Raw genomic sequence first — 13,408 nt, forward strand, 5'->3', positions numbered from 1 at the left:
GCGATGTCCGGTGGCCTGCCTGGCGTTAGCGGCTGATCTGTATTTCCACGCCGACCGCCGCGCAATCCGAGAAGGCCATGGGCTTGCTAATGCGCAGGCGCAGCGAGCGGATCTCGTCGAAATCCGCCAGCAGGCGCGCGGCGACCTGTTCGGTCAGCGTCTCGATCAGGTTGACGTGGGCCTGCGTGCATTCCTCGACGATGGCCTCGCGCAGCCGCCGGTAGTCGAGCACGCTCTGGATGTCGTGGTCGTCCACGTTGCGCATGATGTCGACGTCGAACTCGGCGTCGATATGCAGCGGCTGGGTGGCGCGGCGCTCGTGTTCGAGAATGCCGATGCGGGCGTCCAGGGCCAGCCCGGAAATGAATATGCGGCGTGTAGGCATGATGGCAGTGGGGAAGACGGATGCGGGATTGTAAGGCGGCGCGCGAGTGGACGGCCGGGCCTGACTACAATCCGGCCATGGCGACAGGCGTCCGCCAGGCAGGGCGCCGGAGGAAAAATACGGAATGCGGCAGTTCTACGATGCGGTAATTGTAGGCGGTGGGCCGGCCGGCGCGTCCTGCGCGATCTGGCTGGCCCGCCTCGGATTGGCGCCCTTGCTGGTCGAGGCCGGCGAGCGCCTGGGCGGCCTGGGCAACGACAATCCGTTTACCGACGACTGGATCGCCGTGCTGCCCAATGTGACCGGGCAGCAGGCGGCGGCCAATATCGCCGCCAGTGTCGCGGCCGCCGGCGTGCCGGTGCGCCTGGGCGCGCCGGCAACCGCCGTGCGCCCCTGCAAGGGCGGGGTGGAGGTGCGGCTGGGCGGCGATGGGCGCGACGCCGTCTACGGCAAGTCGCTGGTGATCGCCTCCGGCGTGCGCGCGCGCGGCCTGCCCGGCCATCCGCAGCAGGCCCGCTGGCCGGGCGTGCTGATCGGGCCGGGCTCGCCCATCGTGGCCCAGGACTACGCCGGCCTGTCGGTCGCGGTGCTGGGCGGGGGCGACAATGCCTTCGAGAATTTCGTCTACGTGCGCAACCGCGGGGCGCGTCGGGTCGACCTGTACGCGCGCACGGTGCGCGCCCAGCAGCAGTGGGTGGCGCGCGCCGGCGTCGACGGCGTGCGGGTGGGGCCGTATCGCGTCGATCCGGCCGCGCGCACCGTCGACGGGCGGCCCTATGACCTCATCCTGGTGTTCTATGGCTGGGAGCCGCAGGCCGCCTTTGCCGACAGCCTGAATCTCGAGCGCGATTCGCGCGGCTACCTGCGCACCGATTTCGCCACGGCCCAGACCAGCCTGCCCGACGTCTACGCGATTGGCGAGGTGGCCCACCGCATGCATCCCTGCGTGGTCACCTCGCTGGCCGACGGCGTGGTGGCGGCCAAGGCCATCCAGCGCCGCTGGGAGCGTCCGGCGCCGCCGCGCTGAGTCAGGCCGCCGCCAGCACGCAGTCCAGCGGCGCCGGCGCGGCCAGGCGCACCTGGAAGCTGCGCAGTTCATCGCGCCGGAACACGTGCACCGTCACCCGTTCGCCGGGCCGGTACTGCGACAGCAGCACGTCCAGGCCGGCCGGCGCATCGACGCGCAGGCCGTCGATGGCCACCAGCACATCGCCCGCCGACAGGCCGCCCTTGTGGGCCGCGCCGCCCTCGTACACGGTGGCCAGCGCCAGGGTTTCGCCCTGTTTGCGCGTGCGCACGTCCAGCGTCGGGATATTGGCGCCGGCCTGCCAGGTCAGGCTGATGCCGTGCGGCGCCAGCATCTCGGCCAGCGGCACGTCGGCCGTGCCATGGGCATGGCGCGCGATGAAGCGCCGCGCATCCACGCCGGTGGCCTCGCGGATCAGCGCCGGCAGGGCATCCTCGGCCAGGCCCTGCGGGCGGCCGCGGTAGAAATCGCGGCCGTAGCGCCGCCACAGCAGGCGCATCACGTCGTCGAGCGAATGGACGCCGCCGCTGTCGCGGCGGATCAGCAGGTCCAGGCCCAGCGCGACCAGCGAACCCTTGGTGTAGTAGCTGGCCAGCGCGTTGGGGGAGTTCTCGTCCTGCTTGTAATAGCGCGTCCAGGCGTCGAACGAACTTTCCGCGACCGATTGCTTGTGGCGGCCCGGCGCGCGCGCCACGCCCGAAATGGTCTTGCCCAGCAGGCGCAGGTAGTCGTTGCGGGTGATGGTCTGCGAGCGCAGCAGCAGCAGATCGTCGTAGTACGACGTGAAGCCCTCGAACACCCATAGCAGCCGCGTCAGATCGGGCCGTGCCAGGTCGTACGGCGCGAACGCGGCCGGCTTGATGCGCTTGACGTTCCAGGTATGGAAGTACTCGTGGCTGACCAGGCCGAGAAAGCCGCGATAGCCGTCGCCCTGGCCGTGCTGGCCCAGTACCGGCAGATCCTTGCGCGAGGCCATCAGGGCGGTGCTGGCGCGATGCTCCAGGCCGCCGTAGCCGTCGCCCGTGACCATGGTCATGAACACGTAGCGGCTGGCGCTGTCCAGGAAGGGCGCCTGCTTGCTGCGCGGTTCGAAGAAGGCGATCTGCGTCTCGCAGATGCGTTGCACGTCGGCGGCGATGCGCGCCAGGTCCAGCCGCGGCGCCACACCGGTGAATACCAGCTCGTGCTCGGCGCCGTGCGCCTGGAAGCTGATGACCTGCGGCGTGCCCATCTCGACCGGGTGGTCGATCAGCGCGTCGTAGTCGGGCGCGCGATAGCGGCCGAAGCCATGGCGGCGGGCCGCGCCCGGCAGGCCCCGCGCCTCGGGCAGGCTGGTGTAGACCTTCCAGCCTTCGATGCCGCGCGGCGGGGCCAGCTCGAGAATGCAGGGCGCGTGTTCCTGCCCGTCCACGCGCAGGAACACGCTGGTGCCGTTGAAAAAGCCGTGGCTTTCGTCCAGGTGCGCGCCGCGCACCGAGAGATCCCACGCATACACCGTATAGTCGACCTGCAGCGGGCCGCTGCACGGCGCCACCTGCCAGGTGTGGTTGTCGACCTTGCTTACCGCCACCGGCCTGCCGCCGGCGCGCGCGGCCAGCGTCTCGATCTGGCGGGAGAAATCGCGTATCAGGTAGCTGCCGGGAATCCATGCCGGCAAGGCCAGGCGCTGCCCTTCGGGCGCGGGGTCGGCCACGGTTAGGGTTATCCGGTAGCGGTGTCCGGCCGGGTCATGGGGTTCCAGGCGGTAAATTACGGGTGTGTCGTTCATGCGCATATCTTACATTTCATACTCTGACAGGAGGCAATCAATGAGCGAGTCGTTTGTGCTGGTCGAAACCCGGGGCCGCGTGGGGTGGCTGACGCTGAACCGGCCCAAGGCATTGAATGCACTGAACGACCAGTTGATGGAGGAACTGGGCGCGGCCTTGCTGGCGTTCGACGCCGACGACGGCATTGGCGCGATCGTCATCACCGGCAGCGAGAAAGCCTTCGCCGCGGGCGCGGATATCGGCGCCATGAAAGACTGGTCCTATATGGACGTCTACCGCAGCGACTACATCACCCGCAACTGGGAAACCCTCAAGCGCGTACGCAAGCCCGTGGTCGCCGCGGTGGCCGGCTATGCGCTGGGCGGCGGTTGCGAACTGGCCATGATGTGCGACATCATCATCGCCGCCGACTCGGCCCGCTTCGGCCAGCCCGAGATCAAGCTGGGCGTGATTCCCGGCGCCGGCGGCACGCAGCGCCTGCCGCGCGCGGTGGGCAAGGCCAAGGCCATGGACCTGGCGCTGACGGCGCGCATGATGGATGCCGCGGAGGCCGAGCGCGCCGGCCTGGTATCGCGCGTGGTGCCGGCCGACAGGCTGGCGGACGAGGCGCTCGACGCGGCCACCGTCATCGCCTCGATGTCGCTGCCGTCGGCCATGATGGCCAAGGAGTGCATCAACCGCGCATACGAAGTGCCGCTCAACGACGGGCTGCTGTTCGAGCGCCGCGTGTTCCACTCGCTGTTCGCCACCGAAGACCAGAAAGAGGGCATGGCGGCGTTCACCGAGAAGCGCAAGCCCGGCTTCAAGCACAGGTAGGCCCGCGCCGGACCGGTCGCATCCGGTTACCTTGCGTGACCCGCCCGATTGCCGACGCCGCGCGCCTGCGCGGCGTTTCCATTGGCGCGCGTGGCGGACGCGCGCGACCCGGCGGCGTTACGCGGGTTGCCCGTTGAAACGCTTGCATTGCACTTTGTTGCATTGTGCGGGCCTATCCTGGAATGACGGCAGGTCCGGAGTGTCGTGTCCGGCAACGTCGGGCGCCTCGCGCCATGCGCGGCGTGCCACGGCCGGGGACGGCGGCTCATTGTCCAACAACAAGCAAGGAGCCCTTCATGCGTACATGTGCAAGATTTCCGCGACGGCGCTGGCAGCTCGCGCTGGCGGCCAGCGTAATCGGCGTCGGGCTGGCGGGCGCCGCCCAGGCTCAGGCCCAGGCGCCGGCCCGCGCGCCCACGTCCACGCTCAGGCTGGTTTCCGAAACGCCCTATGCGGCCCAGGGCGTCGCCGCCCAGGCGCCGGCGATGACCGCCGAGCAATTGCGCGACACCGCCATCGACGCCTACGTCTACGCCTATCCGATGGTGCTGATGGAAATGACGCGGCGCGCCTCGACCAACGTGCAGACGCCCATCGCCGGACGCGCGCCGATGAACCAGTTCGGCCACCGCACTGCCTTTCCCGATCCGCGCGCCACGGATGTGGCCTGGCCCAGCACCGACACGCTGTCGTCCAGCCTCTGGTACGACGTATCGCGCGAGCCGCTGATCGTGCAGGTGCCGGCCGCCGGCGAACGCTATTACCTGCTGTCGCTGCTCGACATGTGGACTGACGCCTACGCCTCGCGCGGAACCCGCACGACGGGCGGCGGCGCGCAGACCTTCGCGATCGTCGGGCCGTACTGGCAGGGCGCGCTGCCGCCCGGCGTGGACATGGTGCGCAGCCCGACCGGCTCGGGCTGGATGATCGCGCGCGTGCAGACGGGCGGGCCGGACGACTACCAGAACGTCAACCAGTTCCAGGCCGCCCTGACCGTCACGCCGCTGGCCCAGTGGGGCAAGCCTTTCCGCATGACGGGCAGCGCCACGGTCAATCCGGCCTGGAGCGCCCAGCAATCGCCGGCCGAACAGGTGGCGGCGATGGACGCGGCCAGCTACTTCAACCTGTTCGCCGATCTGCTGCGCAGCAACCCGCCGCATGCCAACGACTATCCCATGCTCGACCGCCTGCGCAGGCTTGGGCTGGGCGACCAGCCCAATGCGTTCGCGCGGCTCGACCCGGCGGTGCAGCAGGCGCTGATCGAGACGCAGCCGCTGGCGGGGCGCCGCATCGCCGACGCGGCCGGCCGCCTGGGCACCCAGGCCAATGGCTGGAACACGGCGCTGCACGGCATCGGCACCTATGGCACGGACTACCTGCGCCGCGCCGCGGTGGCCTACGTGGGGCTGGGCGCCAATCCGCCCGAGGACGTGCTCTACCCGGTGACGGCCGTCGATGCGCGCGGCAAGGCGCTGCGCAGCGACGAAGACTACGTGCTGCACTTCGACAAGGACCAGCTGCCGCCGGCCAATGCCTTCTGGTCGCTGATCCTGTACGACGCGCGCCAGGGGCTGGCGGACAACCCGATCGACCGCTATGCGCTGCGCAGCACCGACCCGCTGGTCTACAACGCCGACGGCTCGCTGGATATCTACATCCAGCGCGATCCGCCGCGCAAGACGCGGCAGGCGAACTGGCTGCCGGCGCCGCGCCAGGGCGACTTCATGCTGAACCTGCGCCTGTACTGGCCGCGCGACATCGCGCTCGACGGCCACTGGGCGCCGCCGCCCGTGCGCGAGGACTGAGTCTGTGGCGCCGGCGCCGCGGCGCCGATCGGCCCCCGTTTCCGACTTGGCGGCGGGGGCCGTTTTCATTTGGCGACCCCTAAAAAATCACGCTATACTCTACGGGTTTGACGCTTGCGGGCTAAAAGCGTGGCAAAAGCTGCGTCGTGGATTGCTGGCAAGAGCAGGGAAGTTCATGCAAAAGAGTCTGGTACTTACCGCCGCTGATCGTGCGGCACTCGATGCGCGAGCTTGCCGGGAGCTCTGCCTGGCCGTTGCGGCGCAGGGTGTCATGGGGCTCGTGGCAGCGGCAATCGCGGGGGTTGTTGCGGGAACGGCGGCAGGTTTGTCGGCGTTGGCGGGAGCGGGGGCGTATTTCTTGCCCAATGCATTGTTTGCATTGCGCTTGCTGGTCAACGTCGTCAGGGCGGCCCGGCCAAACCCATTTGCTTTTCTCTACGGTGAGTTGCTCAAGCTGCTCATGACGGCGCTACTGCTGTGGCTGCTGTCGTGGCTGGCGCAGGGCTGGCTGGTGTGGCCGGCGGTCCTGCTGGGCCTGGTCTTCACGCTGAAGGGATATCTCCTGCTATTGATGCTGCGCAAGCGCCCGTAGCGATATTAACCATCGTGAAAAAGTCCGGCTCCACTGGGGCACGGGCACACAGCAAACAGGGTAGGGTTCCACATGGCTGCTCCCAGCGGCGCGTCGCCTCAGTCCGAGTACATTCAGCACCACCTGGTGCATTTGAACAACATTGGCGAAAAGCAAAGCGTCATCGCCCAGTTCAACGTCATCAACTATGACTCGCTGTTCTGGTCGATCCTGATGGGCCTGCTGGTCGTATTCTGCCTGTGGCTGGCCGCGCGCCGCGCCACGGCGGGCGTGCCGGGCCGCTTCCAGGGTTTCATCGAAATGATCGTCGACATGGTCGACGACCAGGCCAAGTCCATCGTCACCAACGCCAAGAGCCGCCTGTTCGTGGCGCCGCTGGCCCTGACCGTGTTCCTGTGGATCATCCTCATGAACGCGCTGGACCTGCTGCCAGTCGACCTGCTGCCCTCGATCTGGCGCATGACCGGCCTGGGCGCCGAGCACGGCGACCCGCTGTACTACCACCGCATTCTCCCCACCGCCGACCTGAACGTGCCCATGGGCATGTCGCTGGGCGTGCTGCTGCTGATGTTCTATTACGGCATCAAGATCAAGCACCCGGGCGGCTTCGTCAAGGAATTGTTCACCGCGCCGTTCCACGCGCACGGCCTGGCCTCGCTCGTGCTGGCCCCGTTCAACCTGCTGCTCAACCTGATCGAATATGCCGCCAAGTCGGTGTCGCTGGGCATGCGGTTGTTCGGCAACATGTTCGCCGGTGAACTGATCTTCATGCTGATCGCGCTGCTGGGCGGCGCCTGGACGGGCTTTAACGGCGCCAGCATCGGTTTGGGCATTGGGCATGTGTTGGCCGGTTCGGTGTGGGCAATCTTCCACATCCTGATCGTGCTGCTGCAGGCTTTCATCTTCATGATGCTGACGCTGGTTTACATCGGCCAGGCGCACGAAGGGCATTGATCCCAAATTTTCGGCGTCCGCCATGGTGGCGGGCGTCCGTTAGCAAGATCTTCTTGCATTGAGCAGTACCTGTTTTCCAATAATCCTGACTTCAGATTTCTAACCAAGGAGTTGTCATGACCAACGTCGCTTTCGTTGCTCTCGCTTGCGGTCTCATCATCGGTCTGGGCGCCATCGGCGCTTGCATCGGTATCGCACTGATGGGCGGCAAGTACCTGGAAGCTTCGGCTCGTCAGCCCGAACTGATGAACGCCCTGCAAACCAAGATGTTCCTGCTGGCGGGCCTGATCGACGCGGCGTTCCTGATCGGCGTGGGTATCGCCATGCTGTTCGCCTTCGCCAATCCGTTCGTCGGCTAATGGCATTGCCCGCCGGCGAAACAGGCGGGCCTGACGCTGGCGGCGGCGCGCAAGCGCGCGTTGCCGACTGGCAAAGTATCGAGTGCCCTGGGTTGTCATTCTGATGGCCGGGGCTGCAAGGTGTTAAAGGAACGACCGTGAATCTGAACGCGACGATCTTCTTCCAGATGCTCGTGTTCTTCGTTCTGGGCTGGTTCACGATGAAATTCGTGTGGCCGCCTCTGACGAAGGCGATCGATGAGCGCCGCCAAAAAATCGCCGACGGCCTGGCCGCCGCCGAGAAGGGCAAAGCCGATCTGGCTCAAGCCCAAGCGCGCGTCAGTCTGATCGAGGCTTCTGCCAAATCCGAAACTCACGCCCGCATCATCGAAGCCGAGAAACAGGCTGCTTCGGTGATTGAGCAGGCCCGCCGTGAAGCGGAAGCCGAACGCGCCCGTATCGTGGCCCAGGCTGCCCAGGACGCCGCGCAGGAAGTTCAACGCGCCCGTGAAGCATTGCGCGACGACGTCGCCGCGCTGGCCGTCAAGGGCGCCGAACAGATCCTCAAGCGCGAGGTCGACGCCCGCGCCCATGCCGAGCTGCTCAACCAGCTCAAGGCGCAGCTTTAATCCGGGAACGTCATGGCTGAACTTTCCACTGTTGCCCGTCCCTACGCCGAAGCCCTCTTCGGCGCAGCGCGCGACGACAAGGCCGGTCTGGCGGTGTGGGCCGACCTGGTCAGCGAGATGGCGCAGGTCGCCGCCAATCCCGACGTGCGCGAGGCGATGGCCGATCCGCGTCTGGATGACAAGCAGCGCAGCGAGGTTTTCACCAGCCTCGTCAAGACGCAGCTGCCTCAGGCCGCCCGCAATTTCATCGAGCTGCTGGTCAAGAACGACCGCTTGCTGCTGCTGCCCGTCATCGCCACGCAGTTCGTCGCGCTGAAGAATCGTCACGAAGGCACGGCGCAGGCGGAAATCACCAGCGCATTCGAACTCAGCGACGCTCAGGTAAAAGAGCTGATTGCCGCGCTCGAACTCAAATTCGGTCTCAAGCTCAAGCCGCACGTGTCGGTCGATCAGGAACTGATCGGCGGTGTGCGCGTGGCTGTCGGGGACCAGGTGCTCGATACTTCCGTAAAAGCCCAACTGGCCCGCTTGCGCGATACGCTGGCCGCATAAGGCAGGCGAGACTAACAGGATTCCAGGAGTCAATATGCAACTCAATCCCTCCGAGATCAGCGAACTGCTCAAGAGCCGCATCGAGGGCCTGGGCGCTTCGACTGATGTTCGTACTCAGGGTACCGTCGTCTCCGTGACCGACGGTATCACCCGCATCCACGGCCTGTCCGACGTGATGCAGGGCGAAATGCTCGAATTCCCGAACAACGTGTTCGGCGTGGCGCTCAACCTCGAGCGCGATTCCGTCGGCGCCGTTATTCTGGGCGACTACACCGGCGTGTCCGAAGGCGATCAGGTCAAGACGACCGGCCGCATTCTCGAAGTGCCGGTCGGCCCCGAACTGAAGGGCCGCGTGGTCAACACCCTGGGCGACCCGATCGACGGCAAGGGCCCGATCAACACCACCCAGACCGACATCATCGAGAAAGTGGCGCCCGGCGTTATCGCCCGCCGCTCGGTGTCGCAGCCGCTGCAGACCGGCATCAAGGCCATCGACTCGATGGTGCCGATCGGCCGCGGCCAGCGCGAACTGATCATCGGCGACCGCCAGACCGGCAAGACCGCCGTGGCCGTCGACACCATCATCAGCCAGAAGGGCAAGGGCGTCACCTGCGTGTACGTCGCCATCGGCCAGAAGGCTTCGACGATCAACAACGTGGTGCGCAAGCTGGAAGAGCACGGCGCGATGGAATACACCATCGTGGTCGCCGCCGCCGCTTCGGACTCGGCCGCCATGCAGTACCTGGCCGCCTACGCCGGCTGCACCATGGGCGAATACTTCCGCGATCGCGGCGAAGACGCCCTGATCGTCTATGACGACCTGACCAAGCAGGCCTGGGCCTATCGCCAGGTGTCGCTGCTGCTGCGCCGTCCGCCGGGCCGCGAAGCCTACCCGGGCGACGTGTTCTACCTGCACTCGCGCCTGCTCGAGCGCGCCGCGCGCGTCAACGAGGAATACGTCGAGAAGTTCACCAACGGCGCCGTCAAGGGCAAGACCGGCTCGCTGACCGCGCTGCCGATCATCGAAACCCAGGCGGGCGACGTGTCGGCCTTCGTTCCGACCAACGTGATCTCGATCACCGACGGCCAGATCTTCCTGGAAACCGACCTGTTCAACGCGGGCGTGCGTCCCGCCATCAACGCCGGCATTTCCGTGTCGCGCGTCGGTGGCGCCGCCCAGACCAAGGTCATCAAGAAGCTGTCCGGCGGTATCCGTACCGACCTGGCCCAGTACCGTGAACTGGCCGCCTTCGCGCAGTTCGCCTCCGACCTGGACGACGCCACCCGTCGCCAGCTCGAGCGCGGCAAGCGCGTGGTCGAACTGCTCAAGCAGCCGCAATACCAGCCGCTGCAAGTGTGGGAGCTGGCCGTCTCGCTGTACGCGGTCAACAACGGCTACCTGGACGACGTCGATGTGGCGCAGATCCTGGCCTTCGAAAAGTCGCTGAAGGATCACCTCAAGGCCAAGCATGCCGCCTTGATCCAGCGCGTCGAAGACACCAAGGAACTGTCCAAGGACGACGAAGCCGAACTGGCTGCCGCGGTCCAGGATTTCAAGAAGCACGGTGCTTTTTAAGGCAACTGTCTGGCGTAGCGATGGGCGTGCCGCCCATCCTACGGTAGGGCGGGGGCAGCCCGGCTGAACCCGCCAAGCCGTTTCAACAGGAAAGCGCAATGCCCGGAATCAAGGAAATCCGAACCAAGATCAAGAGCGTGCAAAACACGCGCAAGATCACCAAGGCGATGGAAATGGTCGCCGCATCCAAGATGCGCAAGGCGCAGGAGCGGATGCGCGCGGGTCGTCCGTACGCCACCAAGGTGCGCGAGATTGCCGCGCACCTGATGCAGGCCAATCCCGAGTACAGCCACCCCTACCTGGTCGAACGCGAAGTCAAGGCGGTCGGCGTGGTGCTGGTGACGACCGACAAGGGCTTGTGCGGCGGCCTGAACACCAACATCAGCCGCGTGACGCTGTCCAAGCTGAAGGAATTCGAGCAGCGCAGCATCAAGGTGCAGGCGACGGCCTTCGGCAACAAGGGCCTGGGCCTGCTGACGCGTATCGGCGCCAAGCTGGTGTCCCAGGAAGTGCAGCTGGGCGACAAGCCCGACCTCGACCGCCTGCTGGGCGCCATCAAGGTACAGCTGGACGACTACCTGGAAGGCCGCATCGACGCGCTGTACGTGGCGACCACGCGCTTCGTCAATACGATGAGGCAGGAGCCGGTGTTTCTGCGCCTGCTGCCGCTGTCCAATGGTTTGGACGATCCGTTCCAGTCGGGCGTTGAGACCCTGGCCAAGACCGCCGAGATCAAGTCGGACTACAGCTGGGACTACATCTACGAGCCGGATGCCAAGAGCGTGATCGACGACCTGCTGCAGCGTTACGTCGAAGGGCTGCTGTACCAGGCCGTGGCTGAGAACATGGCGTCGGAACAGTCTGCCCGGATGGTGGCGATGAAGGCTGCTTCGGACAACGCGAAGAAGGTCATCGGTGACTTGCAACTGGTCTACAACAAGACTCGTCAAGCCGCGATCACCAAAGAAATTTCGGAAATCGTAGGGGGCGCTGCCGCGGTGTAACCCGGTAGTACTCCGACAAAAGCTATCAAGCAAGGAATCGACATGAGCAACGGAACCATCGTTCAGTGCATCGGCGCCGTGGTGGATATTCAGTTCCCCCGCGATAACATGCCCAAGATTTATGAAGCGCTCACCCTGGTCGACGAGGGTTCCTCGTTCGCCGAGAAGGGCTTGACGCTGGAAGTGCAGCAACAGCTGGGCGACGGCGTGGTGCGCACCATTGCGCTGGGCTCCAGCGACGGCCTGCGCCGCGGCATGCAGGTGGCCGGCACCGGCGCGCCGATCTCGGTGCCCGTGGGTCACGGCACCCTGGGCCGCATCATGGACGTGCTGGGTCGTCCCATCGACGAAGCCGGCCCCATCGCTTCCGACGAGAAGCGCGCCATCCACCAGCCCGCGCCCCGTTTCGACGAGCTGTCGCCGTCGGTCGAGCTGCTGGAAACCGGCATCAAGGTTATCGACCTGGTGTGCCCGTTCGCCAAGGGCGGCAAGGTCGGCCTGTTCGGCGGCGCCGGCGTGGGCAAGACCGTCAACATGATGGAACTGATCAACAACATCGCCAAGCAGCACAGCGGCTTGTCGGTGTTCGCCGGCGTGGGCGAGCGTACCCGCGAAGGCAACGACTTCTACCATGAAATGGAAGAGTCGAACGTTCTGGACAAGGTGGCCATGGTGTTCGGCCAGATGAACGAACCCCCGGGCAACCGCCTGCGCGTGGCGCTGACCGGCCTGACCATGGCCGAGAAGTTCCGCGACGAAGGCCGTGACATCCTGTTCTTCGTCGACAACATCTACCGCTACACCCTGGCCGGCACCGAAGTGTCGGCGCTGCTGGGCCGTATGCCGTCGGCGGTGGGCTACCAGCCTACGCTGGCCGAGGAAATGGGCGTGCTGCAAGAGCGCATCACCTCGACCAAGACCGGCTCGATCACCTCGATCCAGGCCGTGTACGTGCCTGCCGACGACTTGACCGACCCCTCGCCCGCCACGACCTTCCAGCACTTGGACTCGACCGTCGTGCTGTCGCGTGACATCGCCGCGCTGGGCATCTACCCCGCCGTGGATCCGCTGGACTCCTCCAGCCGCCAGCTCGACCCGCAAGTCGTGGGCGAAGAGCACTACCAGGTGGCCCGTGGCGTGCAGCAGACGCTGCAGCGCTACAAGGAACTGCGCGACATCATCGCGATCCTGGGCATGGACGAACTGTCGCCGGAAGACAAGCAGGCCGTGGCCCGCGCGCGCAAGATCCAGCGCTTCCTGTCGCAGCCCTTCCACGTGGCCGAAGTGTTCACCGGCTCGCCGGGCAAGTACGTGCCGCTGGCCGAAACGATCCGCGGTTTCAAGATGATCGTCGAAGGCGAGTGCGATGCGCTGCCCGAGCAGGCCTTCTACATGGTCGGCACGATCGACGAGGCCTTCGAGAAGGCCAAGAAACTCCAATAAGGATCCGATATGGCTACCCTGCATGTGGATGTCGTCAGCGCAGAGGAAGCGATCTTCACCGGCGAGGCGAAGTTCGTGGTGCTGCCTGGCGAGGCGGGTGAGCTGGGCATTCTGCCCGGCCACACCCCGCTGATTTCGCGCATACGCCCCGGGACGGTCAAGATCGTCCGTGCCGACGAAGGCGAGGAAAACATCTTCGTCGCCGGGGGCATCCTCGAGGTGCAGCCGGGCAGCGTGACCGTGTTGGCCGATACGGCCATCCGGGCCGCCGACCTGGATGAAGCCCGCGCCGTGGCGGCGCGCGAAAAGGCCGAGGAGGCCTTGCGCAACGCCAAGGACAAGGCCGACATCGCCGTGGTCGAAGCCGAGCTGGCCATGCTGGCCGCCCAGGCCGTGGCCGCGCGCAAGCTGCGCCAGGGCCGTACGCACTGATTGCCGGCGGGCGTTGCCCGCCGCAGCAGGCAGACAGAGGCGACTTCGGTCGCCTTTGTCGTTTCTGATGCGCTCCTGGATCCATG

At 66.2% G+C, this 13,408-nt stretch carries 14 protein-coding genes; 12 read left to right on the forward strand and 2 right to left on the reverse strand.

Going from position 1 to position 13,408, the window contains the following annotated elements; all coding sequences use genetic code 11:
• Nucleotides 1-25: 25 nt before the first annotated feature.
• Nucleotides 26-385, reverse strand: a complete 360-nt coding sequence (gene folB / locus CAL11_RS01875; RefSeq protein ID WP_033459768.1) for a dihydroneopterin aldolase — start codon at nucleotides 383-385, stop codon at nucleotides 26-28.
• A 124-nt stretch (nucleotides 386-509) separates the two neighbouring features.
• Here folB and CAL11_RS01880 point away from each other — a divergent pair, with 124 nt between their 5' ends.
• Complete coding sequence (locus CAL11_RS01880; protein WP_086091997.1) at nucleotides 510-1,412, forward strand: NAD(P)/FAD-dependent oxidoreductase; 903 nt, start codon at nucleotides 510-512, stop codon at nucleotides 1,410-1,412.
• A 1-nt stretch (nucleotide 1,413) separates the two neighbouring features.
• Here CAL11_RS01880 and CAL11_RS01885 read toward each other — a convergent pair whose 3' ends face one another.
• Complete coding sequence (locus CAL11_RS01885) at nucleotides 1,414-3,186, reverse strand: M61 family metallopeptidase (protein WP_086091998.1); 1,773 nt, start codon at nucleotides 3,184-3,186, stop codon at nucleotides 1,414-1,416.
• 34 nt (nucleotides 3,187-3,220) lie between these two features.
• Here CAL11_RS01885 and CAL11_RS01890 point away from each other — a divergent pair, with 34 nt between their 5' ends.
• The 11 genes from CAL11_RS01890 to CAL11_RS01940 all read left to right on the forward strand — a co-directional run bounded on the left by CAL11_RS01890 (nucleotide 3,221) and on the right by CAL11_RS01940 (nucleotide 13,322).
• Complete coding sequence (locus tag CAL11_RS01890) at nucleotides 3,221-3,997, forward strand: enoyl-CoA hydratase (RefSeq protein WP_033459762.1); 777 nt, start codon at nucleotides 3,221-3,223, stop codon at nucleotides 3,995-3,997.
• Nucleotides 3,998-4,293: 296 nt separating this feature from the next.
• Entirely contained in the window at nucleotides 4,294-5,802 is a 1,509-nt protein-coding gene (locus tag CAL11_RS01895) for a DUF1254 domain-containing protein (RefSeq protein WP_086091999.1), read from the forward strand.
• A gap of 175 nt (nucleotides 5,803-5,977) precedes the next feature.
• On the forward strand, nucleotides 5,978-6,394 hold the full coding sequence (locus CAL11_RS01900) for an ATP synthase subunit I (protein WP_080699606.1): 417 nt from the start codon (nucleotides 5,978-5,980) through the stop codon (nucleotides 6,392-6,394).
• Nucleotides 6,395-6,466: 72 nt separating this feature from the next.
• A complete protein-coding gene (gene atpB / locus CAL11_RS01905) occupies nucleotides 6,467-7,348 on the forward strand; it encodes a F0F1 ATP synthase subunit A (RefSeq protein WP_003815364.1) in 882 nt (293 codons plus the stop codon).
• A gap of 116 nt (nucleotides 7,349-7,464) precedes the next feature.
• Nucleotides 7,465-7,707 (forward strand): F0F1 ATP synthase subunit C, encoded by a 243-nt coding sequence (gene atpE / locus CAL11_RS01910; RefSeq protein WP_003815363.1) that lies wholly within the window; start codon nucleotides 7,465-7,467, stop codon nucleotides 7,705-7,707.
• Between the two features lie 137 nt (nucleotides 7,708-7,844).
• Nucleotides 7,845-8,315, forward strand: a complete 471-nt coding sequence (locus tag CAL11_RS01915; RefSeq protein WP_003815350.1) for a F0F1 ATP synthase subunit B — start codon at nucleotides 7,845-7,847, stop codon at nucleotides 8,313-8,315.
• 12 nt (nucleotides 8,316-8,327) lie between these two features.
• Entirely contained in the window at nucleotides 8,328-8,867 is a 540-nt protein-coding gene (locus CAL11_RS01920; protein ID WP_033459756.1) for a F0F1 ATP synthase subunit delta, read from the forward strand.
• A 34-nt stretch (nucleotides 8,868-8,901) separates the two neighbouring features.
• Nucleotides 8,902-10,443 (forward strand): F0F1 ATP synthase subunit alpha, encoded by a 1,542-nt coding sequence (gene atpA, locus CAL11_RS01925; RefSeq protein WP_033459753.1) that lies wholly within the window; start codon nucleotides 8,902-8,904, stop codon nucleotides 10,441-10,443.
• Between the two features lie 98 nt (nucleotides 10,444-10,541).
• Nucleotides 10,542-11,447, forward strand: coding sequence for a F0F1 ATP synthase subunit gamma (atpG, locus tag CAL11_RS01930; RefSeq protein ID WP_033459750.1), 906 nt, complete (start codon nucleotides 10,542-10,544; stop codon nucleotides 11,445-11,447).
• A gap of 42 nt (nucleotides 11,448-11,489) precedes the next feature.
• Nucleotides 11,490-12,890, forward strand: a complete 1,401-nt coding sequence (gene atpD, locus CAL11_RS01935) for a F0F1 ATP synthase subunit beta (protein WP_033459747.1) — start codon at nucleotides 11,490-11,492, stop codon at nucleotides 12,888-12,890.
• Nucleotides 12,891-12,899: 9 nt separating this feature from the next.
• Nucleotides 12,900-13,322 (forward strand): F0F1 ATP synthase subunit epsilon, encoded by a 423-nt coding sequence (locus CAL11_RS01940; RefSeq protein WP_003815341.1) that lies wholly within the window; start codon nucleotides 12,900-12,902, stop codon nucleotides 13,320-13,322.
• Nucleotides 13,323-13,408 lie beyond the last annotated feature (86 nt).

It is taken from the genome of Bordetella genomosp. 6, assembly GCF_002119705.1.
Taxonomy (GTDB): Bacteria; Pseudomonadota; Gammaproteobacteria; order Burkholderiales; family Burkholderiaceae_B; genus Bordetella; species Bordetella bronchiseptica_F.

Coding starts and splice junctions, on each gene's coding strand:
- CAL11_RS01900 (WP_080699606.1), top strand. CDS start 5,978: ATGCAAAAGAGTCTGGTACTTACCGCCGCTGATCGTGCGGCACTCGAT.
- atpB (WP_003815364.1), top strand. CDS start 6,467: ATGGCTGCTCCCAGCGGCGCGTCGCCTCAGTCCGAGTACATTCAGCAC.
- atpA (WP_033459753.1), top strand. CDS start 8,902: ATGCAACTCAATCCCTCCGAGATCAGCGAACTGCTCAAGAGCCGCATC.
- CAL11_RS01940 (WP_003815341.1), top strand. CDS start 12,900: ATGGCTACCCTGCATGTGGATGTCGTCAGCGCAGAGGAAGCGATCTTC.
- CAL11_RS01880 (WP_086091997.1), top strand. CDS start 510: ATGCGGCAGTTCTACGATGCGGTAATTGTAGGCGGTGGGCCGGCCGGC.
- CAL11_RS01885 (WP_086091998.1), bottom strand. CDS start 3,186: ATGCGCATGAACGACACACCCGTAATTTACCGCCTGGAACCCCATGAC.
- CAL11_RS01895 (WP_086091999.1), top strand. CDS start 4,294: ATGCGTACATGTGCAAGATTTCCGCGACGGCGCTGGCAGCTCGCGCTG.
- CAL11_RS01890 (WP_033459762.1), top strand. CDS start 3,221: ATGAGCGAGTCGTTTGTGCTGGTCGAAACCCGGGGCCGCGTGGGGTGG.
- atpD (WP_033459747.1), top strand. CDS start 11,490: ATGAGCAACGGAACCATCGTTCAGTGCATCGGCGCCGTGGTGGATATT.
- atpE (WP_003815363.1), top strand. CDS start 7,465: ATGACCAACGTCGCTTTCGTTGCTCTCGCTTGCGGTCTCATCATCGGT.
- CAL11_RS01920 (WP_033459756.1), top strand. CDS start 8,328: ATGGCTGAACTTTCCACTGTTGCCCGTCCCTACGCCGAAGCCCTCTTC.
- atpG (WP_033459750.1), top strand. CDS start 10,542: ATGCCCGGAATCAAGGAAATCCGAACCAAGATCAAGAGCGTGCAAAAC.
- folB (WP_033459768.1), bottom strand. CDS start 385: ATGCCTACACGCCGCATATTCATTTCCGGGCTGGCCCTGGACGCCCGC.